The sequence below is a fragment of the Kineococcus mangrovi genome, assembly GCF_041320705.1.
In the GTDB taxonomy this organism is placed as follows: domain Bacteria; phylum Actinomycetota; class Actinomycetes; order Actinomycetales; family Kineococcaceae; genus Kineococcus; species Kineococcus mangrovi.
Genome location: NZ_JBGGTQ010000004.1, coordinates 109,821 through 126,761 on the forward strand (window position 1 = coordinate 109,821; position 16,941 = coordinate 126,761).

The 16,941-nt window shown below is 75.9% G+C and carries 16 protein-coding genes; 10 read left to right on the forward strand and 6 right to left on the reverse strand.

Features of this window, described 5'->3' with window-relative positions; all coding sequences use genetic code 11:
- Positions 1-75 precede the first annotated feature (75 nt).
- Positions 76-1,086 (reverse strand): zinc-dependent alcohol dehydrogenase, encoded by a 1,011-nt coding sequence (locus tag AB2L28_RS09370; protein ID WP_370718492.1) that lies wholly within the window; start codon positions 1,084-1,086, stop codon positions 76-78.
- Positions 1,087-1,150: 64 nt separating this feature from the next.
- Positions 1,151-1,510 (reverse strand): hypothetical protein, encoded by a 360-nt coding sequence (locus AB2L28_RS09375; protein ID WP_370718493.1) that lies wholly within the window; start codon positions 1,508-1,510, stop codon positions 1,151-1,153.
- 318 nt (positions 1,511-1,828) lie between these two features.
- Here AB2L28_RS09375 and AB2L28_RS09380 point away from each other — a divergent pair, with 318 nt between their 5' ends.
- Both AB2L28_RS09380 and metX read left to right on the forward strand, forming a co-directional pair.
- On the forward strand, positions 1,829-3,184 hold the full coding sequence (locus tag AB2L28_RS09380; RefSeq protein WP_370718494.1) for a bifunctional o-acetylhomoserine/o-acetylserine sulfhydrylase: 1,356 nt from the start codon (positions 1,829-1,831) through the stop codon (positions 3,182-3,184).
- Between the two features lie 135 nt (positions 3,185-3,319).
- Positions 3,320-4,486 carry a homoserine O-acetyltransferase MetX gene (metX, locus tag AB2L28_RS09385; protein ID WP_370718834.1) on the forward strand — a complete coding sequence of 389 codons (1,167 nt, stop codon included), beginning with the start codon at positions 3,320-3,322 and terminating at the stop codon, positions 4,484-4,486.
- 168 nt (positions 4,487-4,654) lie between these two features.
- Here metX and AB2L28_RS09390 read toward each other — a convergent pair whose 3' ends face one another.
- Positions 4,655-6,040, reverse strand: coding sequence for a cation:dicarboxylate symporter family transporter (locus AB2L28_RS09390; protein WP_370718495.1), 1,386 nt, complete (start codon positions 6,038-6,040; stop codon positions 4,655-4,657).
- A 180-nt stretch (positions 6,041-6,220) separates the two neighbouring features.
- On the opposite strand from AB2L28_RS09390, the gene AB2L28_RS09395 reads away from it, so the two are divergent.
- The 3 genes from AB2L28_RS09395 (at position 6,221) to AB2L28_RS09405 (ending at position 9,510) form a co-directional block, all read left to right on the forward strand.
- Positions 6,221-7,792 carry a sensor histidine kinase gene (locus AB2L28_RS09395; RefSeq protein ID WP_370718496.1) on the forward strand — a complete coding sequence of 524 codons (1,572 nt, stop codon included), beginning with the start codon at positions 6,221-6,223 and terminating at the stop codon, positions 7,790-7,792.
- A complete protein-coding gene (locus tag AB2L28_RS09400; protein WP_370718497.1) occupies positions 7,789-8,487 on the forward strand; it encodes a response regulator in 699 nt (232 codons plus the stop codon). Before AB2L28_RS09395 ends, AB2L28_RS09400 begins: the two co-directional genes overlap by 4 nt.
- A 150-nt stretch (positions 8,488-8,637) precedes the next feature.
- Positions 8,638-9,510: an SMP-30/gluconolactonase/LRE family protein gene (locus AB2L28_RS09405; protein ID WP_370718498.1), complete on the forward strand. Its 873-nt coding sequence runs from the start codon at positions 8,638-8,640 to the stop codon at positions 9,508-9,510.
- A gap of 33 nt (positions 9,511-9,543) precedes the next feature.
- Here AB2L28_RS09405 and AB2L28_RS09410 read toward each other — a convergent pair whose 3' ends face one another.
- Together AB2L28_RS09410 and AB2L28_RS09415 are read right to left on the reverse strand one after the other, a co-directional pair.
- Positions 9,544-9,834, reverse strand: coding sequence for a hypothetical protein (locus tag AB2L28_RS09410; protein WP_370718499.1), 291 nt, complete (start codon positions 9,832-9,834; stop codon positions 9,544-9,546).
- A 35-nt stretch (positions 9,835-9,869) separates the two neighbouring features.
- On the reverse strand, positions 9,870-10,316 hold the full coding sequence (locus AB2L28_RS09415; RefSeq protein WP_370718500.1) for a MerR family transcriptional regulator: 447 nt from the start codon (positions 10,314-10,316) through the stop codon (positions 9,870-9,872).
- Between the two features lie 207 nt (positions 10,317-10,523).
- On the opposite strand from AB2L28_RS09415, the gene AB2L28_RS09420 reads away from it, so the two are divergent.
- Positions 10,524-11,753: a C40 family peptidase gene (locus tag AB2L28_RS09420; RefSeq protein ID WP_370718501.1), complete on the forward strand. Its 1,230-nt coding sequence runs from the start codon at positions 10,524-10,526 to the stop codon at positions 11,751-11,753.
- 104 nt (positions 11,754-11,857) lie between these two features.
- Here the strand turns inward: AB2L28_RS09420 and AB2L28_RS09425 are convergent, their stop codons facing one another.
- Positions 11,858-12,379, reverse strand: a complete 522-nt coding sequence (locus tag AB2L28_RS09425; protein ID WP_370718502.1) for an inorganic diphosphatase — start codon at positions 12,377-12,379, stop codon at positions 11,858-11,860.
- Between the two features lie 207 nt (positions 12,380-12,586).
- Here AB2L28_RS09425 and dacB point away from each other — a divergent pair, with 207 nt between their 5' ends.
- The 4 genes from dacB (at position 12,587) to hpt (ending at position 16,879) form a co-directional block, all read left to right on the forward strand.
- Positions 12,587-14,020: a D-alanyl-D-alanine carboxypeptidase/D-alanyl-D-alanine endopeptidase gene (gene dacB / locus AB2L28_RS09430; protein WP_370718503.1), complete on the forward strand. Its 1,434-nt coding sequence runs from the start codon at positions 12,587-12,589 to the stop codon at positions 14,018-14,020.
- Positions 14,021-14,149: 129 nt separating this feature from the next.
- Positions 14,150-15,337, forward strand: a complete 1,188-nt coding sequence (locus AB2L28_RS09435) for an Rv3626c family coenzyme F420 biosynthesis-associated protein (RefSeq protein WP_370718504.1) — start codon at positions 14,150-14,152, stop codon at positions 15,335-15,337.
- 3 nt (positions 15,338-15,340) lie between these two features.
- Positions 15,341-16,309: a tRNA lysidine(34) synthetase TilS gene (gene tilS / locus AB2L28_RS09440; protein WP_370718505.1), complete on the forward strand. Its 969-nt coding sequence runs from the start codon at positions 15,341-15,343 to the stop codon at positions 16,307-16,309.
- A gap of 18 nt (positions 16,310-16,327) precedes the next feature.
- A complete protein-coding gene (hpt, locus tag AB2L28_RS09445; RefSeq protein ID WP_370718506.1) occupies positions 16,328-16,879 on the forward strand; it encodes a hypoxanthine phosphoribosyltransferase in 552 nt (183 codons plus the stop codon).
- Positions 16,880-16,941 lie beyond the last annotated feature (62 nt).

The following is a 16,941-nucleotide window of genomic DNA, read 5'->3' on the forward strand; positions in this document are numbered from 1 at the left end:
ACCTGAGCGCTTGGGCCCCGAACCACCCGTCTGCTGCGCGACCCCTGGAAGACGGGGGGCCCCGGAGCTAGAAGGTCAGGGCTTGAGGAGGACCTTCAGGGCCCCGCGGCGGGCGGCGAGCTCGTCGAGGGCGTCCTTCGCGTCGGCCAGGTCGAACTCGTGCGTGATGAGCGGCGTCGGGTCCAGGACGCCCGCCGAGAACGCCCGGACCGCGTACGCCCACGCGCGCGTCGGGGCGCCGAAGACGGTCAGGACGTGCACGTTGCGCGAGACGAGCTCGAGGGAGGACAGGTCGTCGGCGTCCTGGGCGGGGATGCCCGTGAGGACGACGCGCCCGCCGCGGCGGGCCAGCCGGGCCGACGTGCGGGCGATGCCGGGGACCCCGGCGGCCTCGATGACGGCGTCGAACGTCGCGCCCAGCGTGGAGGCGTCACCGGTGTAGTGCGCGGCCCCGCAGCGCTCGGCGAGCTCGCGGCGCTCGTCGTTGTGGTGGACGACGGTCACCTCGCACCCCGCGCCCTTCAGCAGCTGCACGCACAGCAGGCCGAGCGTCCCGGCACCGACGACGGCGACCTTCGAGCCCGCGGAGACGTCGGCCAGCAGGACGGCCTCGGCGACGCACGCGGCGGGCTCGATGCCGGCGGCGGCGCGCAGGTCCGCTCCCTCGGGCAGCAGGTGCAGGTAGCGCGCCGGCAGCGTCAGCCACGTCGACCAGCCGCCGGGGAGGGTGAACCCCGTCTCCTCGTAGTCCTGCGGCCAGCCCTCGGTGTCGCCCTCGACCGAGGCCGGCGTGCCCTCCGCGGTCCGGATGCCCTGGCCCACGACCCCGCGGCCCACGAGCCGGTCGGGGACGCCCGCCCCTACCGCGCGCACCGTGCCGGACCACTCGTGGCCGGGCACGACGGGGTAGCGGACGAACTCCGCCGGGCGGGTGCCCGCGAAGACCTCGCGGTCGGAGCCGCAGATGCCGCAGTAGGCGACCTCGACCAGCGCCTCACCCGGGCCGGGGTCGGCGTGGGCGGTGTCGACGAGTTCGAGGGAGCCGGGTTCGGTGATCCGGACGGCGCGGCCGGTGCGCTGGGTCATGGGCGCAACGTATCCGGTCCCCGGGGGGTCCTCCCGTCCGCCGGGCCGCCGGGCCGCCGGACGATCAGGCGGTCGGGCCCTCGGCGCGTTCGATGACCTCGGTGAGGGCGGTGACGAGGCGCTGGGCCTCGGGCAGCGACAGCTGCCCGATGTCGCCGATGAAGACGCGGGGGCCGAAGCGCCGCAGGACGGTCTGGCCGTTCTCGGCGTAGGCCAGGTCGGTCGACTCCAGGCGCACGGGGCAGGGCCGCTCGGCGCCCTCGTCGCCCTCGAGGGGGACGACGCGCGCCTCGTAGCCGTGCAGCCACCCGCCCTCGACCTCGAGTCCTCGGGACGCCCACTTGGGGGCGTCCCAGCGGATCACCTGGACCGAGTCGTCGGCCACCTGCGCGGGGTTGGCCGCAGGGGTGCGCTGGTCGTCCATCGAGGCTCCACAACTGAGCAGTAGGCGGCAAGGCAAGCTGAACGTGAAAGGGGTGTTGCACAGAGTTGCGACGTCAGCCTGCCAGACCGTGCCCGGTTTCGCGCTGTGTTCGATAGAACACTCTCTGTTGATCTTCGGTGAGCGTTCGGGGTCCTGCGAGTTGCCGGGGGGTCGCCCCCACCGGCACCATCGGAACGTGCTCCCGCTGCCGGTCGTGCTCGACCCGTTCTGGCCGAGCCGCCGCGCGTACCTCTTCGACGGGCTGTGTCGGCGCCCCTGACGCGCCCCGACCCCACCCCACCAGCCGGAGGACCACCCGTGAGCACCGAGAACACCCCCGTCGACCCTGCCCAGACCCCCGCCGTGGACCCGTCCACGTGGAGCTTCGAGACCCTCCAGGTCCACGCCGGGCAGAGCCCGGACCCCACGACCGGCGCCCGCGCGCTGCCGATCTACCAGACGACGAGCTACGCCTTCCGCGACACCGAGCACGCCGCCGCCCTCTTCGGCCTGACCGAGATGGGCAACATCTACACGCGGATCATGAACCCGACGCAGGACGTCGTCGAGCAGCGCATCGCCGCGCTCGAGGGCGGCGTCGGGGCGCTGCTGGTCGCCTCCGGCCAGGCCGCCGAGACGCTCGCGATCCTCAACATCGCCTCCGCCGGTGACCACGTCGTGTCCAGCCCCCGGCTGTACGGCGGCACCTACAACCTCCTGCACCACACGCTGCCCAAGATGGGCATCTCGGTGAGCTTCGTGGCCGACCCCGACGACCCCGCCTCGTGGGCCGCGGCCGTCCGCCCCGAGACCAAGCTCTTCTACGGCGAGACGATCTCCAACCCCGCCGGTGACGTCCTCGACCTCGAGGTCGTCGCGGGCGTCGCGCACGAGCACGGCGTCCCGCTTGTCGTCGACAACACCATCGCCACGCCCTACCTCGTCCGGCCCCTCGAGCACGGCGCCGACGTCGTCGTGCACTCCGCGACGAAGTACCTCGGCGGCCACGGCACGAGCGTCGCGGGCGCGATCGTCGACTCCGGCCGCTTCGACTGGGCCGCCTCCGGCCGGTTCCCGGGCCTGACGACGGCCGACCCCAGCTACCACGGCGTCGTCTTCACCGACGCCGTCGGGCCGCTGGCCTACCTCACGAAGATGCGGGTGCAGCTGCTGCGCGACCTCGGTCCCGCCGTCGCGCCCTTCAACGCGTTCCTCATCGCCCAGGGCCTGGAGACGCTGTCCCTGCGCATGGAGCGGCACGTCGAGAACGCCGGGGAGGTCGCCCGCTTCCTCGCCGCGCGCGACGACGTCCTGTCGGTGAACTGGGCCTCGCTGCCCACCTCGCCCTGGCACGCCCAGGCGCGCAAGTACGCGCCCAAGGGGTCCGGGGCCGTCCTGGCCTTCGAGATCGCCGGTGGCCTCGCCGCCGGGCGGGCCTTCGTCGACGCCCTCGTCCTGCACAGCCACGTCGCCAACATCGGCGACGTGCGCTCCCTCGTCGTGCACCCGGCGTCCACGACGCACAGCCAGCTCACGGAGGAGGAGCAGCGCGCCTCCGGGGTGACGCCAGGCCTGGTCCGCCTCGCCGTCGGCGTCGAGCACGTCGACGACGTGCTGGCCGACCTGCGCGCAGGCTTCGCGGCCGCCGCCTCCGCCCGGTCCGCGTCCGCCTGACCCCCGGGGTCGGGGACACTGGACGCCGAGGGGGTTCGAGAACGAGTGGTCGTCGCCGAGGTGGGTCGCAACGTGGGTGCGCAGGAGCTGGCCGTGGACGTGCCGGGGCAGTTGTCGCGGGACGCGCCGGCGCGGGTGGCCCGGGCCCTGGCTCCCGCCGCGCCCGCCGCGACCGGGGCGTGGCGGGAGGGGGACCCGGCCGGGCACCGGCGCTTCGCCGACGTCGGTGACCTGCCGCTGCAGCTCGGCGGGGTGCTGCCGCAGGTGCGGCTGGCCTACGAGACGTGGGGCACCCTCGCCGCGGACGGCTCCAACGCCGTCCTCGTCGAGCACGCCCTGACCGGCGACTCCCACGTCACCGGCGACGCCGGTCCCGGCCACCCGACCGCCGGCTGGTGGTCGGCCCTCGTCGGGCCGGGCGGGGCGGTCGACACCGACCGCTGGTTCGTCGTCGCGGCCAACGTCGTCGGCGGCTGCCAGGGCAGCACGGGCCCGTCCTCGCCGCGGCCCGGGACGTCCCGGCCCTGGGGGTCGGCCTTCCCGCGCATCACCGTCGCCGACCAGGTCGCCGCCGAGGCCCGGCTCGCCGACACCCTCGGCATCACCCGGTTCGCCGCCGTCCTGGGCGGTTCGATGGGCGGCATGCGGTCGCTGGAGTGGGCTGCGGCGCAACCGGACCGCGTCGGTGCCGCGCTCGTGCTCGCCTCGGCCGCCGCCTCCAGCGCCGACCAGATCGGCGGCCAGAGCGCCCAGATCACCGCGATCGTCTCCGACCCCGGCTGGCGCGGCGGGGACTACCACGACGCCCCCGACGGCCAGGGCCCGCACACCGGCCTCGGTCTGGCCCGGCGGCTGGCGCACCTGTCGTACCGGACGGCCGCCGAGCTCGACGTCCGCTTCGGCCGGGACGCGCAGTTCGGCGAGGACCCCCTCGACCCGGCCGCACCGGGCCGGTACGCGGTCCAGAGCTACCTCGACCACCACGCCGACAAGCTCGTGCGCCGCTTCGACGCCGGCTCCTACGTCGCCCTCACCGACGCCATGAACACGTGGGACGTCGGCCTGGGCCGCGGCGGCACCGAGGCGGCGCTCGCGGCCGTCCGGACGCCGATGGTGGTCGTGGCCGTGGACTCCGACCGCCTGTACCCCGTCGCCGACTCCCGGCGGATCGTCGAGGCGGCCCCCGCCGTCGTGGGGGGCCTGCGCGTCGTGACGTCGACGTCGGGCCACGACGGGTTCCTGCTCGAGGCCGACCAGATCGCCCCGCTCGTCACCGAGACGCTCCGGCTCGGCGCCCGCTGAGCCTGCCCGTCGAGACCAGGCGCACCGCCCCGGTGGCGCAGGTCCCCGGCGGCACCACCGGGGCCGCCCGCGTCCGGTGCGCCGCCCCGTCGCGTCCGCGAACACCCCTGGGACGGCCGGACGCCCCGACCCTCGTCCAGGGTCGGGGCGTCCGGGTCCTCGGCGCGGTCAGGGGGCGGCGACCGGCGCCTCCTCCCGCTCCGCGGCGGGGGTGTTCTCGGCCGGGTCCATCGACGTCTCGTCGAACGGGCGGTCCCCCGCCAGGACCGCGTCCAGCTGCTCGCGGTCCAGGGTGCGGCTCCAGGTGGCGATGACGAGGGTGCCGACGGTGTTGCCGATGAAGTTCGTCACCGCGCGGGCCTCGGACATGAACCGGTCGATGCCGACGATGAGACCCACGCCGTCGAGCAGGGCCGGCTTGTGGGCGGCCAGGCCACCGGCGAGCGTGGCCAGCCCGGCGCCGGAGACCCCGGCCGCGCCCTTGGAGGCGATGACCATGAACAGCAGCAGGGAGACCTGCTCGCCGATCGACAGCGGGTCGCCGAGGGAGTTGGCGATGAACAGCGAGGCCATCGTCAGGTAGATCGCGGTGCCGTCGAGGTTGAAGGAGTACCCGGTCGGGACGACGATGCCCACGGTGGGCTTGGCCACGCCGGCGTGCTCCATCTTGGCGATGAGGCGGGGCAGGGCGGTCTCGGAGCTGGAGGTCGAGACGATGAGCAGGATCTCGCGGGCCACGTACCGCAGGACCTTGAACAGCGAGATCCCGGTGATGAACCGCAGGAGCAGTCCCAGGACGACGAAGACGAACACCGCGCAGGTGGCGTAGAAGCCGAGCATGACGATCGCGAGCGCCTTCAGCGCCTCGACCCCGGTCTCGCCGACGACGGCGGCGATGGCGCCGAACGCCCCGATCGGGGCCGCCCACATGACCATGGCCAGGACCTTGAAGACGATCTTCTTCAGGCCCTCGACCGCCCGCAGCGCCGACTCGCCGGTCGTGCCCAGGCCCTGGATCGCGAAACCGACGAGGAGCGCGACGAACAGCGCCTTGAGCACCGACCCGTCGGTGAGGGAGGAGAACAGGGAGTTCGGGATGATGCCCAGCAGGAAGTCGGTGGCACCGCCGGACTCCTCCGCCTTGTCGGCCAGCGAGGCGCCCTGCCCGCGCAGGGAGTCGGTGAGCTGCAGGTCCGTCGTCGGCAGCAGGTTCCCGACGACGAGGCCGACGACGAGGGCGAACCCGCTCATCACGAGGAAGTACAGCAGCGCGGTCCCCCCGACGCGGCCGACCTGCGCGGCCCGCCGGACCGAGCCGATGCCGAGGACGATGGTGCAGAAGATGACCGGCGCGATCATCATCCGCACCAGGGCGACGAACCCGGTGCCGAGCGGTTTGAGCTCCCTGCCGAGGCCGGGGGCCAGCAGACCGACGGCGATGCCGGCGGCGACCGCGACGATGACGGCGATGTACAGGAAGTGCGTGCGGTCGCGCTTGCCGGCGGCCGGTGCGGTGGGGAGCGCGGAAGCGGAGTTCTGAGCGCCTGTGCTCATGGGACCCTCTCGGTGACGTCCGGGGACTGCGGGGACTGCGGGGACTGTGGGGAGTTGCGGGGGAGGACTGGGGTGATGGTGCTCACAGGAGGTCGGACCGGACGTGCTTCCGGTCGTTTCGTTCACGCCCGCGCGGTCCGGCCCTCGCGGCGGCGCTGGACGCTCGCCTCGCGCGTCCTCGTGCTGCAGCTGCTCGTCGTGGGCGTCGTCCTCGTGGGGGCGACGGCGGCCCTGGGCTGGCAGCTGCGCACCGACACCCGTCGCGACGCCACGACCCAGGTCACCGACGTCGCCGCCGCCGTCGCGCAGTCCCCCGACGTCCGCGGCGGCCTGGCCGATCCGGCCACCGCCGACCGGGCGGGCGTCCAGGACCACGTCGAGGCCGTCCGCCGTGCGACGGGCGTCTACTTCATCACCGTCATGGACCGCGAGAAGGTCCGCTGGACCCACCCCGACCCCCGCCGCATCGGGCAGACGTTCGTCGGCAACGCCGACGCCGCGCTGGCCGGCGGGGAGGTCGTCGAGACGTACACGGGCACGCTGGGGCCGTCGGTGCGGGCGGTGCTGCCGGTGCGCGGACCCGACGGCACCGTGGTGGGCGCGGTGGCGGCCGGGGTCGCGACGCGCTCGGTGACCCGGGACCTGCTGGACCGGCTGCCCGTCCTCGTGCTCGCCCTGGCGCTGTCGCTGTCGCTGTCCCTCGTGGGCAGCTGGGCCCTGTCGCGGTGGGTGCGCCGCCGCACGCACGGCCTGGAACCGGCCGACCTGACCCGGCTGTGGGAGGTCAACGACGCCGTCCTGCACTCGCTGCGCGAGGGGCTGGTCGTCGTGGACGCGGCCGGGCGGGTGCAGGTGGCCAACGACGAGGCCCGTCGCCTCCTGCCGACGGGCGGGGACGGCGAGCTGGAGCTCGGCCCGGCGCTGAGCCGGCTGCTGGCGGCCGGGGAGGACGTCGTCGACGACGTGCAGGTGACCGACGACCGCGTCCTGGTGGTCAGCCGGCTCGACGCGCACTGGGAGGGCCGCCGCGTCGGCACCGTCGTGACCCTGCGCGACCACACCGAGCTGCAGGCCCTGACCCGCGACCTCGACGCGGTCCGGGGGCTGGCCGAGGCGCTGCGCTCGCAGGCCCACGAGTCGGCGAACCGGCTGCACGTGGTCGTGACGCTCGTCGAGCAGGGGCAGGCCGACCGCGCGGTGGAGTTCGCGACGGCGGAACTGGCGGCGGCGCAGCAGCTCACCGACCTGGTCGTCGCCGACGTGGCGGACCCGGCCGTGGCCGCCCTGCTCATCGGCAAGTCCGCCCAGGCGGCCGAACGCGGCGTCGAGCTGGAGGTCGAACCGGACACCGCCCTGGCCGAGGGGCTGCTGCCGGCGCGCGACCTCGTCACCGTCGTCGCCAACCTCGTCGACAACGCCGTCGAGGCCGCGATGGCGGCCCCCGGCCCCCGCTGGGTCCGCGTCCGCATCACCGCCCCGGCCGGTCGCGTCGAGGTGCGCGTCACCGACTCCGGCGAGGGGCTGCCCGCGGGCCGGCTGGAACGGGCGATGGAGCGCGGCTGGTCGCGCAAGGAGCACCGGCTGTCCCCCGGCGGCTCGCACGGCCTCGGGCTGGCCCTGGTGGGGCAGGTCGTCCGGCGCCACGGCGGCTCGGTGCGCGTGGAGGAGCCGGTGACGCTCGACGACGGCGGCGGGACGATGGTCGTGGAACTGCCCGTCCGGCTGCCCGCGCCCGCACCGGTGTCCTCGTGATCCGCGTCCTCGTCGTCGAGGACGACCCGGTGCTGGCGGCCGGGCACGCCGGCAAGGTGTCCGCGGTGCCGGGGTTCACCGTGGCGGCCGTCGCGAACTCCGGGCGCGAGGCCCTCGCCGCGGTGGGGGCGGCCGGGGAACGGACGCCCATCGACCTCGTGCTCCTCGACATGACGCTGCCCGACGTCGACGGCCTGCAGGTGCTGCGGGCCCTGCGCGCCGCGGCCGTGCCCGCCGACGTCATCGCCGTCACGGCCGCCCGCGACCCGGCCGTCGTCCGGCAGGCGCTGTCGATGGGGGTCGTGCAGTACCTGCTGAAGCCGTTCACGGCCGCCGCGCTGGAGGAGCGGCTGCGCGCCTACGCGCGGTTCCGGGCCGACGTCGCGGCCGCCTCGGGCGAGCACGGCATCGACCAGCGGGCCATCGACGAGGCGCTCGCGCAGCTGCGGACCTCGGCCGGCCCGGTGCGCGGGGTGGCCGGCCCGACGCTCCGGGCCGTGGTCGCGGCGTTGCGCGCAGCGCCTGCGGGAGAGGGGCTCTCGGCGGCCGAGGTGGCGGCGGGGACCGGGCTGTCCCGGGTGTCGGCGCGTCGCTACCTGGAGCACCTGACCAGTGCCGGACGGGTCCGGCGGGAACCGCGCTACGGCGGGTCCGGCCGGCCCGAGCTGGTCTACCACCCGACGTCCGCGCTCTGATCCGCGTCGTGACCCGCGTCGTGACGGGCCCCGCCGGGGTCGACTCCCCTCCGGCCGGCCCCGGCGCGAACGGCCGTCCGCCCAGGCGGTGAGCGTATCGACTCCCGGGGGCGCGGGGGTTCCCGGCACCGGTGGCCTAGGGTTCTGGGCGTGGCAGCAGCGGAGCGCATCACCGACCGGCTCGTCGGACACGGGGAGGGGCCCTGCTGGTCCCCGACCTGGGGGGGTCTGCGCTTCGTCGACCTATACGAGGGCGACATCGTCACCCTCGGCCCCGACGGGTCGACCTCCCGCAAGCACTACGGGGACGTCGTGGCGATCAGCCGGCCGCGCGTCGGCGGGGGAGCGGTCGTCGCCGTCGAACGCGGTTTCGTCCTCGAGGACGCCGACGGTGAGCTGACCCGCCTGCCGGAGCTGTGGGGCCCGCGCGTGCGGATCCGCATGAACGAGGGCGGCTGCGACCCCGACGGCCGCTTCTACGCCGGGAGCATGGCCTACGACCAGGCCGACGGCAGGGGCGAGGGGCGCGGGGCGGTGTTCCGCCTCGACGCCGCCGGCGACGTCGAGGTCGTCGTCGAGCACGTGACGATCTCCAACGGCCTGGGCTGGAGCCCGGACGGCGCCCTCGCCTACTACAACGACACCCCCACGGGCCGCACCGACGTCTTCGACTACTCCCGCGACGGCGGGCTGGCGAACCGCCGCCCCTTCGCCCAGGTCAACGACGACAGCGGGCTCAACCGGCCCGACGGGCTGTGCGTCGACGCCGAGGGCGGGGTGTGGATGGGCCTGTTCGGCGGGTCCGCCGTCCGCCGCTACGCCCCCGACGGCACGCTCGACGCGGTCGTCGAGGTCGGGGCCCGGCAGGTGACCGCCTGCACCTTCGGCGGCGACGACTACTCCGAGCTGTTCATCACCACGTCGCGCGAGGGCCTGGCCGACGACGACGACCCCGCCGCCGGGAGCGTCTTCCGGTACGTGCCGGGCGTGAAGGGGATGGCGGCGCTGCCGTACGCGGGCTGACCCGCGGGCCGACCCGCGAGCCGACCCGGACGGTCAGCAGGGGGTGACGCGGACGAGGGACTCGGCGACGACGAGGTCGCTGGTCCACGTCACGTCCACGCACCGGCCCGGGCGCACCCCGGCCAGGGCCAGGTGCTCGACGTGCTCGCGGTCCAGGCAGACGTCGTGCCCGGAGGTGGTCAGGCAGACCTCGCCGGGGGCGGCGCTCGTCACCGTGCCCCGCGCCGTCGTCGGCGCGGGCTGACGCAGCAGCACCACCCCGGCGACGGCGACGAGCACGGCCATGACGAGGACGGGCACCACCCGGCCGACCTTGTTGACCACACCGCGTGATCGGCCGCGGAGGGGGCCGGCTTGAGTCAGGCGGTGGGGTGCGCCTCGCGGACCGGCGGCTCGGGCGCGGGGGACCCGCCGTCGTGGCGGCCCTCGGCCTCCTCGCGCAGCCGCTGCGCGAACTCCTCGGCCATCATCAGCCGGTCGCGCAGCTTCCCCACGCGCGCCTCGGCGGCCTGCCGGAACTCCTCCAGCGTGGCGAACAGCTGCTCGCGGGGCGTGTCGGAGGCGACGCGGCCGTCGAGGGCGTCGAGGACGGACAGCAGCTCGCGCATCTCGTCGAGGGAGAAGTCCAGCGGCTTCATGCGCTTGAGGACGAGCAGCCGGTAGACGTCCATCTCGGTGTAGAGCCGGAAGCCGCCGGGCGTGCGCTGCGAGGGGGAGACCAGGCCCATCTCGTCGTAGTACCGGATGGTGCGGAAGCTGTACCCGACCCGCTCGGCGACCTCGCCGATCTGCATGAGTCCGGACACCACTACCCCCTGCTCGCCGACCGCCGTCGTCACGACGGCGGTCGGACGACGGTCGATCGTAACGGTCCGGGCACGGCGGCCGGGCGGGCTCGGGGAGCACCTCACCCGTTCGTCCGCGCGACGGACCCGGTGCCGGGTGTTCCCCCGCGGGACGCGTGGTGCGTATTCTTCACGCCGTGACGGGACTGACTACCAAGGGTGACCATCGTGGGTGAACGCACCACCCGGCGCACGCTGCTGCTGGCGTTCGCCGCCGCCCTCCCGGTCGCCGCGATCGGCGGGCTGCCGGGCGCCGCGGCCGCCGACCCCGTCTACCCCAGCCAGGGCGACGTCGACGCGGCCCGGGCCGCAGCCGACGCCCAGGCCGCCCAGGTCGCCTCCCTGCAGGCCCAGCTGACCGCCCAGCAGGACGCGCTCGACGCGGCGCAGACGACGTTGTCCGTCGCCGCCGAGGACTACGACGAGGCCCGCGCCCTCCTGCAGCAGCGGACCGCCGAGGCGAACGCCGCGCAGGCCGCCGCCGACCGCGCCGCCGCCGCCTACGAGCAGGCCCGCGCCGCGCTGGGCCGCGTCGCCTCCGAGCAGTACCGCGGCGTCTCCGACGGCTGGTCGCCCCTGGCCACCGTCGCGACGAGCGGCGACATCGAGGACTACGTCAACGGCCGGGCCACGCTCGAGCACCTCGCCGGCGGGCGCGCCGACGTCCAGCGGGAGGCCGCCGACGCCAAGGCGCTCGCGCAGTCCACCGCCGCGCAGGCCGCCGCCGCGAGGACGGCCCAGCAGGACGCGACGACGCAGGCCGCCGCGGCCCGGGCCACCGCCCAGCGGGCCGCGGACGCCGCGACCACCGTCGTGGCCGCCACCCAGCAGCGGACCGACGCGCTCATCGCCCAGCTCGCGACCCTGCAGCAGACGTCCGTGCAGCTCGAGCAGCAGCGGCAGGCCGGTCTGGAGGCCGAGCGCCAGGCCGCCGCGGCCGCCGCCGCCCAGGCCGCGGCGCAGGCGGCCGCGCGCTCGGCGGCCCGCAGCTCCGGCGCCGCGTCCGTCCGGCGCGCCGCCGCGCCGACGGCCGGGGCGGGCACCGCGGTGGACCAGGCGCTCGCCGAGCTCGGCAAGCCGTACCTGTGGGCCGCCGACGGCCCCGACTCCTTCGACTGCTCCGGCCTGACGATGCACGCGTGGGCCGCCGCCGGCGTCTCGCTGCCGCACTCCTCGCGGATGCAGTACTCCGGCCAGGCCAAGGTCGACCTCGCCGACCTGCGACCCGGCGACCTCGTCTTCTACGCGACCGACACGTCCGACCCCTCGACCATCCACCACGTCGGCATGGTCATCGCGCCGGGGACGATGGTGGAGGCGCCGCACACGGGCGCGAACGTGCGGACCAGTTCGATCTACCGCTCGGGGCTCCTGCCCCTGGGCACGCGCCCCTCCTGACCCCGCGCCCGGCGCCGTCGCCGGTGCCGGGGGTGGGGTCGTCGACACCTCGCGCCCGACCTGCGAGCCGGCAGGGTCGACGTCCCCACCCCCCGGGGCGGGCGTCAGTGCCCGGAGGCGCCCAGCTCGTAGGACGTGCCCCTGGCGCGCTCGATGCTCGCCTGGATCTCCTTCTCCGCCTCCTCGCGACCGGCCCAGTTCGCGCCCTCGACGCTCTTGCCGGGTTCGAGGTCCTTGTAGGTCTCGAAGAAGTGCTGGATCTCCAGGCGGTCGAACTCGCTGATGTCGCCGAGGTCCTGGGTGCCGTCCCAGCGGGGGTCGCCCGCCGGCACCGCGAGGATCTTGTCGTCGCCGCCGGCCTCGTCGCGCATGTGGAAGAGGCCGATGGCCCGGCAGGTGATGAGGCAGCCGGGGAACGTGGGCTCCTCGAGGATGACGAGGACGTCCAGCGGGTCCCCGTCCTCGCCCAGCGTGCCCTCGATGAAACCGTAGTCGTGCGGGTACCGCGTCGAGGTGAAGAGCATGCGGTCCAGCCGGATCCGGCCCGACTCGTGGTCGACCTCGTACTTGTTGCGCTGACCCTTGGGGATCTCGATGGTCGCGTCGAACTCGACTGGGGTGCTCACGTGGCTCCTCTCGACCGGGGTCGTCCGACCCCGTCCGTCACGGTGTGGTTCACGGCCGGCCGGAGGGCTCCCGGCCGGCGGACCGCGCTAGTGTCGCGCAGAGACGGCCCGCGGAACGAACCGGGTGCGACGCGCGATGCGCCGCCCGTGACCGCCCGTGACGGGTTCAGGGGCGGGTTCGAGGGTCGGGACTGACGGGGGAGCGGCGTGCGCGGGGTCCGGACGGTCCTGGCCGGCGGGGCCGCCGTCGTGGTCCTCGCCACCGGGTACGCCGGTCTCGACGTGACCGGCGCGGTCCCCGGTCCGCTGACGACGACCCCCGCCCCCACCGCGGCCCCCCTGCCCACCGCCCCCGGGGCGCAGCCGCCGCCGCAGACCCCGGCCCCCGTCCTGCCCACCCTGGACGCCGGCGCCCCCGTCCCGGACCCGGCCGCCCTGGCCCGCGCGGTCGGCCCGCTCCTGACCGACCCGGCCCTCGGCGCCTCGGTGTCCGCCAGCGTCGTCGACGCCCGCACCGGCCGGTCGCTGCTGGCCACCGCCGAGACCGTCCCCCGCACCCCCGCCTCCACGACGAAGGTCCTCACCGCCGTCGCCGCCCTGCGCGCCCTGGGCGACACCACCCGCGTCCAGACGCGCGTCGTCGCGGGCAGCACCCCCGACGAGGTCGTGCTCGTCGCCGGCGGGGACGTCCTGCTGGCCGCCGGAGCGGGGGACCCCGACGCCGTCGACGGCCACGCCGGGCTCGGCGACCTCGCCGCCCGGACGGCCGACTCCCTGCGCGCGGCGGGCCGGAGCACGGTCGCCGTCCGCCTCGACGACGGCCTCTTCACGGGCCCGGCGACGTCCCCCGGCTGGGGTCCCGGCGACGTCGGCGCCGGGTTCGTCATGCCCATCGCCCCGCTGGCCGTCGACGAGGCCCGCCTGGCGGCCGGGGAGTACGCCCCCCGGGCCCCCGACCCGGCGGCGGCCGCGGCCCGCCTCTTCGCCCAAGCCCTCGCCGCGGACGGCATCACCGTCCTCGACGCCGGGGCCGGGCCCGTCGTGCGGGTGCCGGCCCCCGCCGGGGCCGCGGTGCTGGCGTCGGTCTCCTCGGCCACGACCGCCGAGCAGGTCGAGTTCATGCTGACCGCCAGCGACAACACCCTCGCCGAGGTCCTCGCCCGCCGCGTGGCCCTGGCCACCGGCCGCCCCGGCACCTTCGACGACGCCTCCGCGGCCGTCGTCGAGCAGGTCGCCGACCTCGGCGTCGACGTCACCGGCGTGCAGCTGCAGGGCGCCAGCGGCCTGGGCCGGGACACCCGCATCCCCGCCCGCACGCTCACGGACGTCCTGAGCCTCGTCGCCTCCGGCGAGCACCCCGAGCTGGGACCGGTCGCGGCCGGGCTGCCGGTGGCCGGCGTCAGCGGGACGCTCCTGGACCGCTACGACCAGCCCGGCACGACCGCCGCCGCCGGGGTCGTGCGCGCCAAGACCGGCACCCTCACCGGCGTCAGCAGCCTCGCCGGTCTCCTGCGCGACACCGACGGGCGACTGCTCGCCTTCGCCGTGATGTCCGACAGCGTCGTCCCGGGCGGGTCGGTGTCCGCGCGCCGGGCCCAGGACCGGTTCGCCACGGCGCTCGCGGGCTGCGGCTGCCGCTGAACCTCCTGCGCGCTCCCTCCCCGCGGTCGGTGGGGGTGGGCACGGGGTGACCTCGTGCCCGGACGGACGGTGGGCGGCAGGGCCCGTGCCCCGTCTCGCGCAGGCGGCGTCGCCGCGTACGGTGCGGACATGCGCGCACGCGGTGACGAGAGGGGCCCGGACGGGTCCGGCGGTGCCGTCCAGGAGGACGACCGCGCGGACGACGGTCCCGGGGGGCGTTCCGTCGTCGACCTCGTCGACTTCGACCTGGCCGCCCAGGTCGCCGGCGGCCTCGTCGGGCCGGGGCCGAAGCTGAGCCGCGGCGAGATCGACGACGTCGTCGCCGAGCTGCGCACCGCCGCCGCGGAGGCCGCCGGGCCGGTCGCGGCCACCGCCCACCTGCCCTCGCCCGACCCGGTGCCGCCCGCCCTCGTCGTGGACCGGGCGTCGTGGGCGCAGGCCAACGTCGACGCCTTCCGCGCCCTGCTGGGGCCCGTCGTCGTCCCGCACCGCCCCGGGTCCCCGCCCGGACGCGCCGGGCAGGCCGTCGACCGCGCCACCACGGCCGTCGGCCGGCGCACCACCGGCGCCGAGCTCGGCAGCCTCCTGGCCTTCCTCTCCAGCCGGGTGCTGGGGCAGTTCGACGTCTTCAACGGCGTCGACGCGCCGCAGGGCCGGGAGGAACCCGGCCGCCTCCTGCTCGTGGCGCCCAACGTCGTCCAGGTCGAACGGGACCTCGGCGTCGACCCGCACGACTTCCGCCGCTGGGTGTGCCTGCACGAGGAGGCGCACCGGTTGCAGTTCGGCGCCCACCCGTGGCTGCGCGCGCACGTCACCGCGGAGGCGCGCGGGCTGTCCGCGGAACTGCTGGCGCAGCCGCGCGACCTGACCGAACGGCTCACCGGCGCCCTGCAGTCGCTGCCGGACGTCCTGCGCGGCACGGCCGAGGGGTCGGGCATCGGCCTGGCCGACCTCCTGCAGACCCCCGCCCAGCGCGAGCGCGTCGCGGGCCTGGTGGCCGTCATGTCCCTGCTCGAGGGCCACGCCGACGTCGTCATGGACGAGGTGGGGCCGCAGGTCGTGCCGAGCGTGGCGACGATCCGGTCCCGCTTCACCCAGCGCCGCAAGGGCGGGGGGAGCCTGGACCAGCTGCTGCGCCGCCTGCTCGGCCTGGACGCCAAGACGCGCCAGTACGCCGACGGGGCGAAGTTCGTGCGCGGGGTCGTCGGCGCCGTCGGCTGGGACGGGCTCAACGCCGCCTGGACCGGACCGCAGCAGCTGCCGCGACCGGCCGAGATCGCCGACCCGGCCGCCTGGGTCACCCGCGTCCACGGCTGACCCGTGAGCGGGCCGCCCCCGGCCGTCGCGGCGGTCCGCGTCGCGGTGCGGCGCTGCCTGCGGGGCCTACCTCCCGGCCCGGTCCTCGTCGCCTGCTCCGGCGGGGCCGACTCGACCGCCCTGGCCGCCGCCACCGCGTTCGAGGCGCGCACCGCCGGCCGCCGCGCCGGGCTCGTCACCGTCGACCACGGCCTGCACCCGGGCTCCGCGGCCGTCGCCGCCCGCGTCGTCGCCCTGGCGGGCTCCCTCGGGCTCGACCCGGCGCGCGCGGTCCGGGTCGCGGTGGGCCGGACGGGTGGTCTCGAGGCGGCCGCCCGCACCGCCCGGTACGCCGCGCTGGAGGCCGCCGCGGCCGAGGCCGGGGCGGTCGCGGTGCTGCTCGCGCACACCCTCGACGACCAGGCCGAGACGGTGCTGCTGGGGTTGGCCCGCGGGTCCGGGACGCGCTCGCTGGCCGGGATGCCCGCTGTCCGCGGGCTGTTCCACCGCCCCCTGCTCACCGTCCCGCGCGCCACGGTCCGGCAGGCGTGCGCCGAGGAGGACCTGCCCGTCTGGGAGGACCCCGCCAACGCCGACGACCGGTTCGCGCGCGTGCGGGTGCGCCGCGACGTGCTGCCGCTGCTGGAGTCCGCCCTCGGTCCCGGCACCGCCGCGGCCCTGGCCCGCACCGCCCGCGCGGCCCGCGACGACGCCGACGCCCTCGACGCCCTCGCCGCCGGCTCGGACCCGTTCGCGGACGGCTCGGCCGCGGTGGACGACCTCCTCGCCGCCCCGCCCGCCCTGCGTCGCCGGTGGCTGCGCGCCGCGGCGCTGGCGGCGGGGTGCTCGGCGAGCGCGCTGGGCGCCGGGCACGTCGACGCGCTCGAGGCGCTGCTGCTCGACTGGCGCGGCCAGGGCCCCGTGCACCTGCCGGGCGGTGCGGAGGGCCTGCGGCGGTGTGGCAGGCTCGTGCTCACCCCACCCCTCGACTGACCAGCACGGGAGAACTGCGTGGACGCCGCGACCGCCGGGACCGACCTCGAGCACGTCCTGCTGAGCCGGGAGCAGGTGGCCACCCGCGTCGCCGAGCTCGCCGCCGACCTCGACCGCGACTACGCCGACAAGGACGTGCTGCTCGTCGGCGTCCTCAAGGGCGCGGTCATGGTGATGGCCGACCTCTCACGGGCCATGAGCATCCCGCTGTCCATGGACTTCATGGCCGTCAGCTCCTACGGCTCGGGCACCAAGAGCTCCGGCGTCGTGCGGATCCTCAAGGACCTCGACACCGACATCTCCGGCCGCCACGTCGTCGTCGTGGAGGACATCATCGACTCCGGCCTGACGCTGTCCTGGCTGCTGGCGAACCTGTCCTCCCGCGGGCCCGCGTCGGTGAAGGTGTGCGCGCTGCTGCGCAAGCCCGAGGCCGCCAAGGTCGAGGTCGACGTCGAGTACGTCGGCTACGACATCCCCAACGAGTTCGTCGTCGGGTACGGCCTCGACTTCGCGGACAAGTACCGCAACCTCGACTGCGTCGCGACACTGGCCCCGCACGTCTACAGCTGACGGTCCTCCCGTGGACGTCGACGCCCCTGGAGGAGTCGACCCTCTACGTCCCGTCGGTCGAG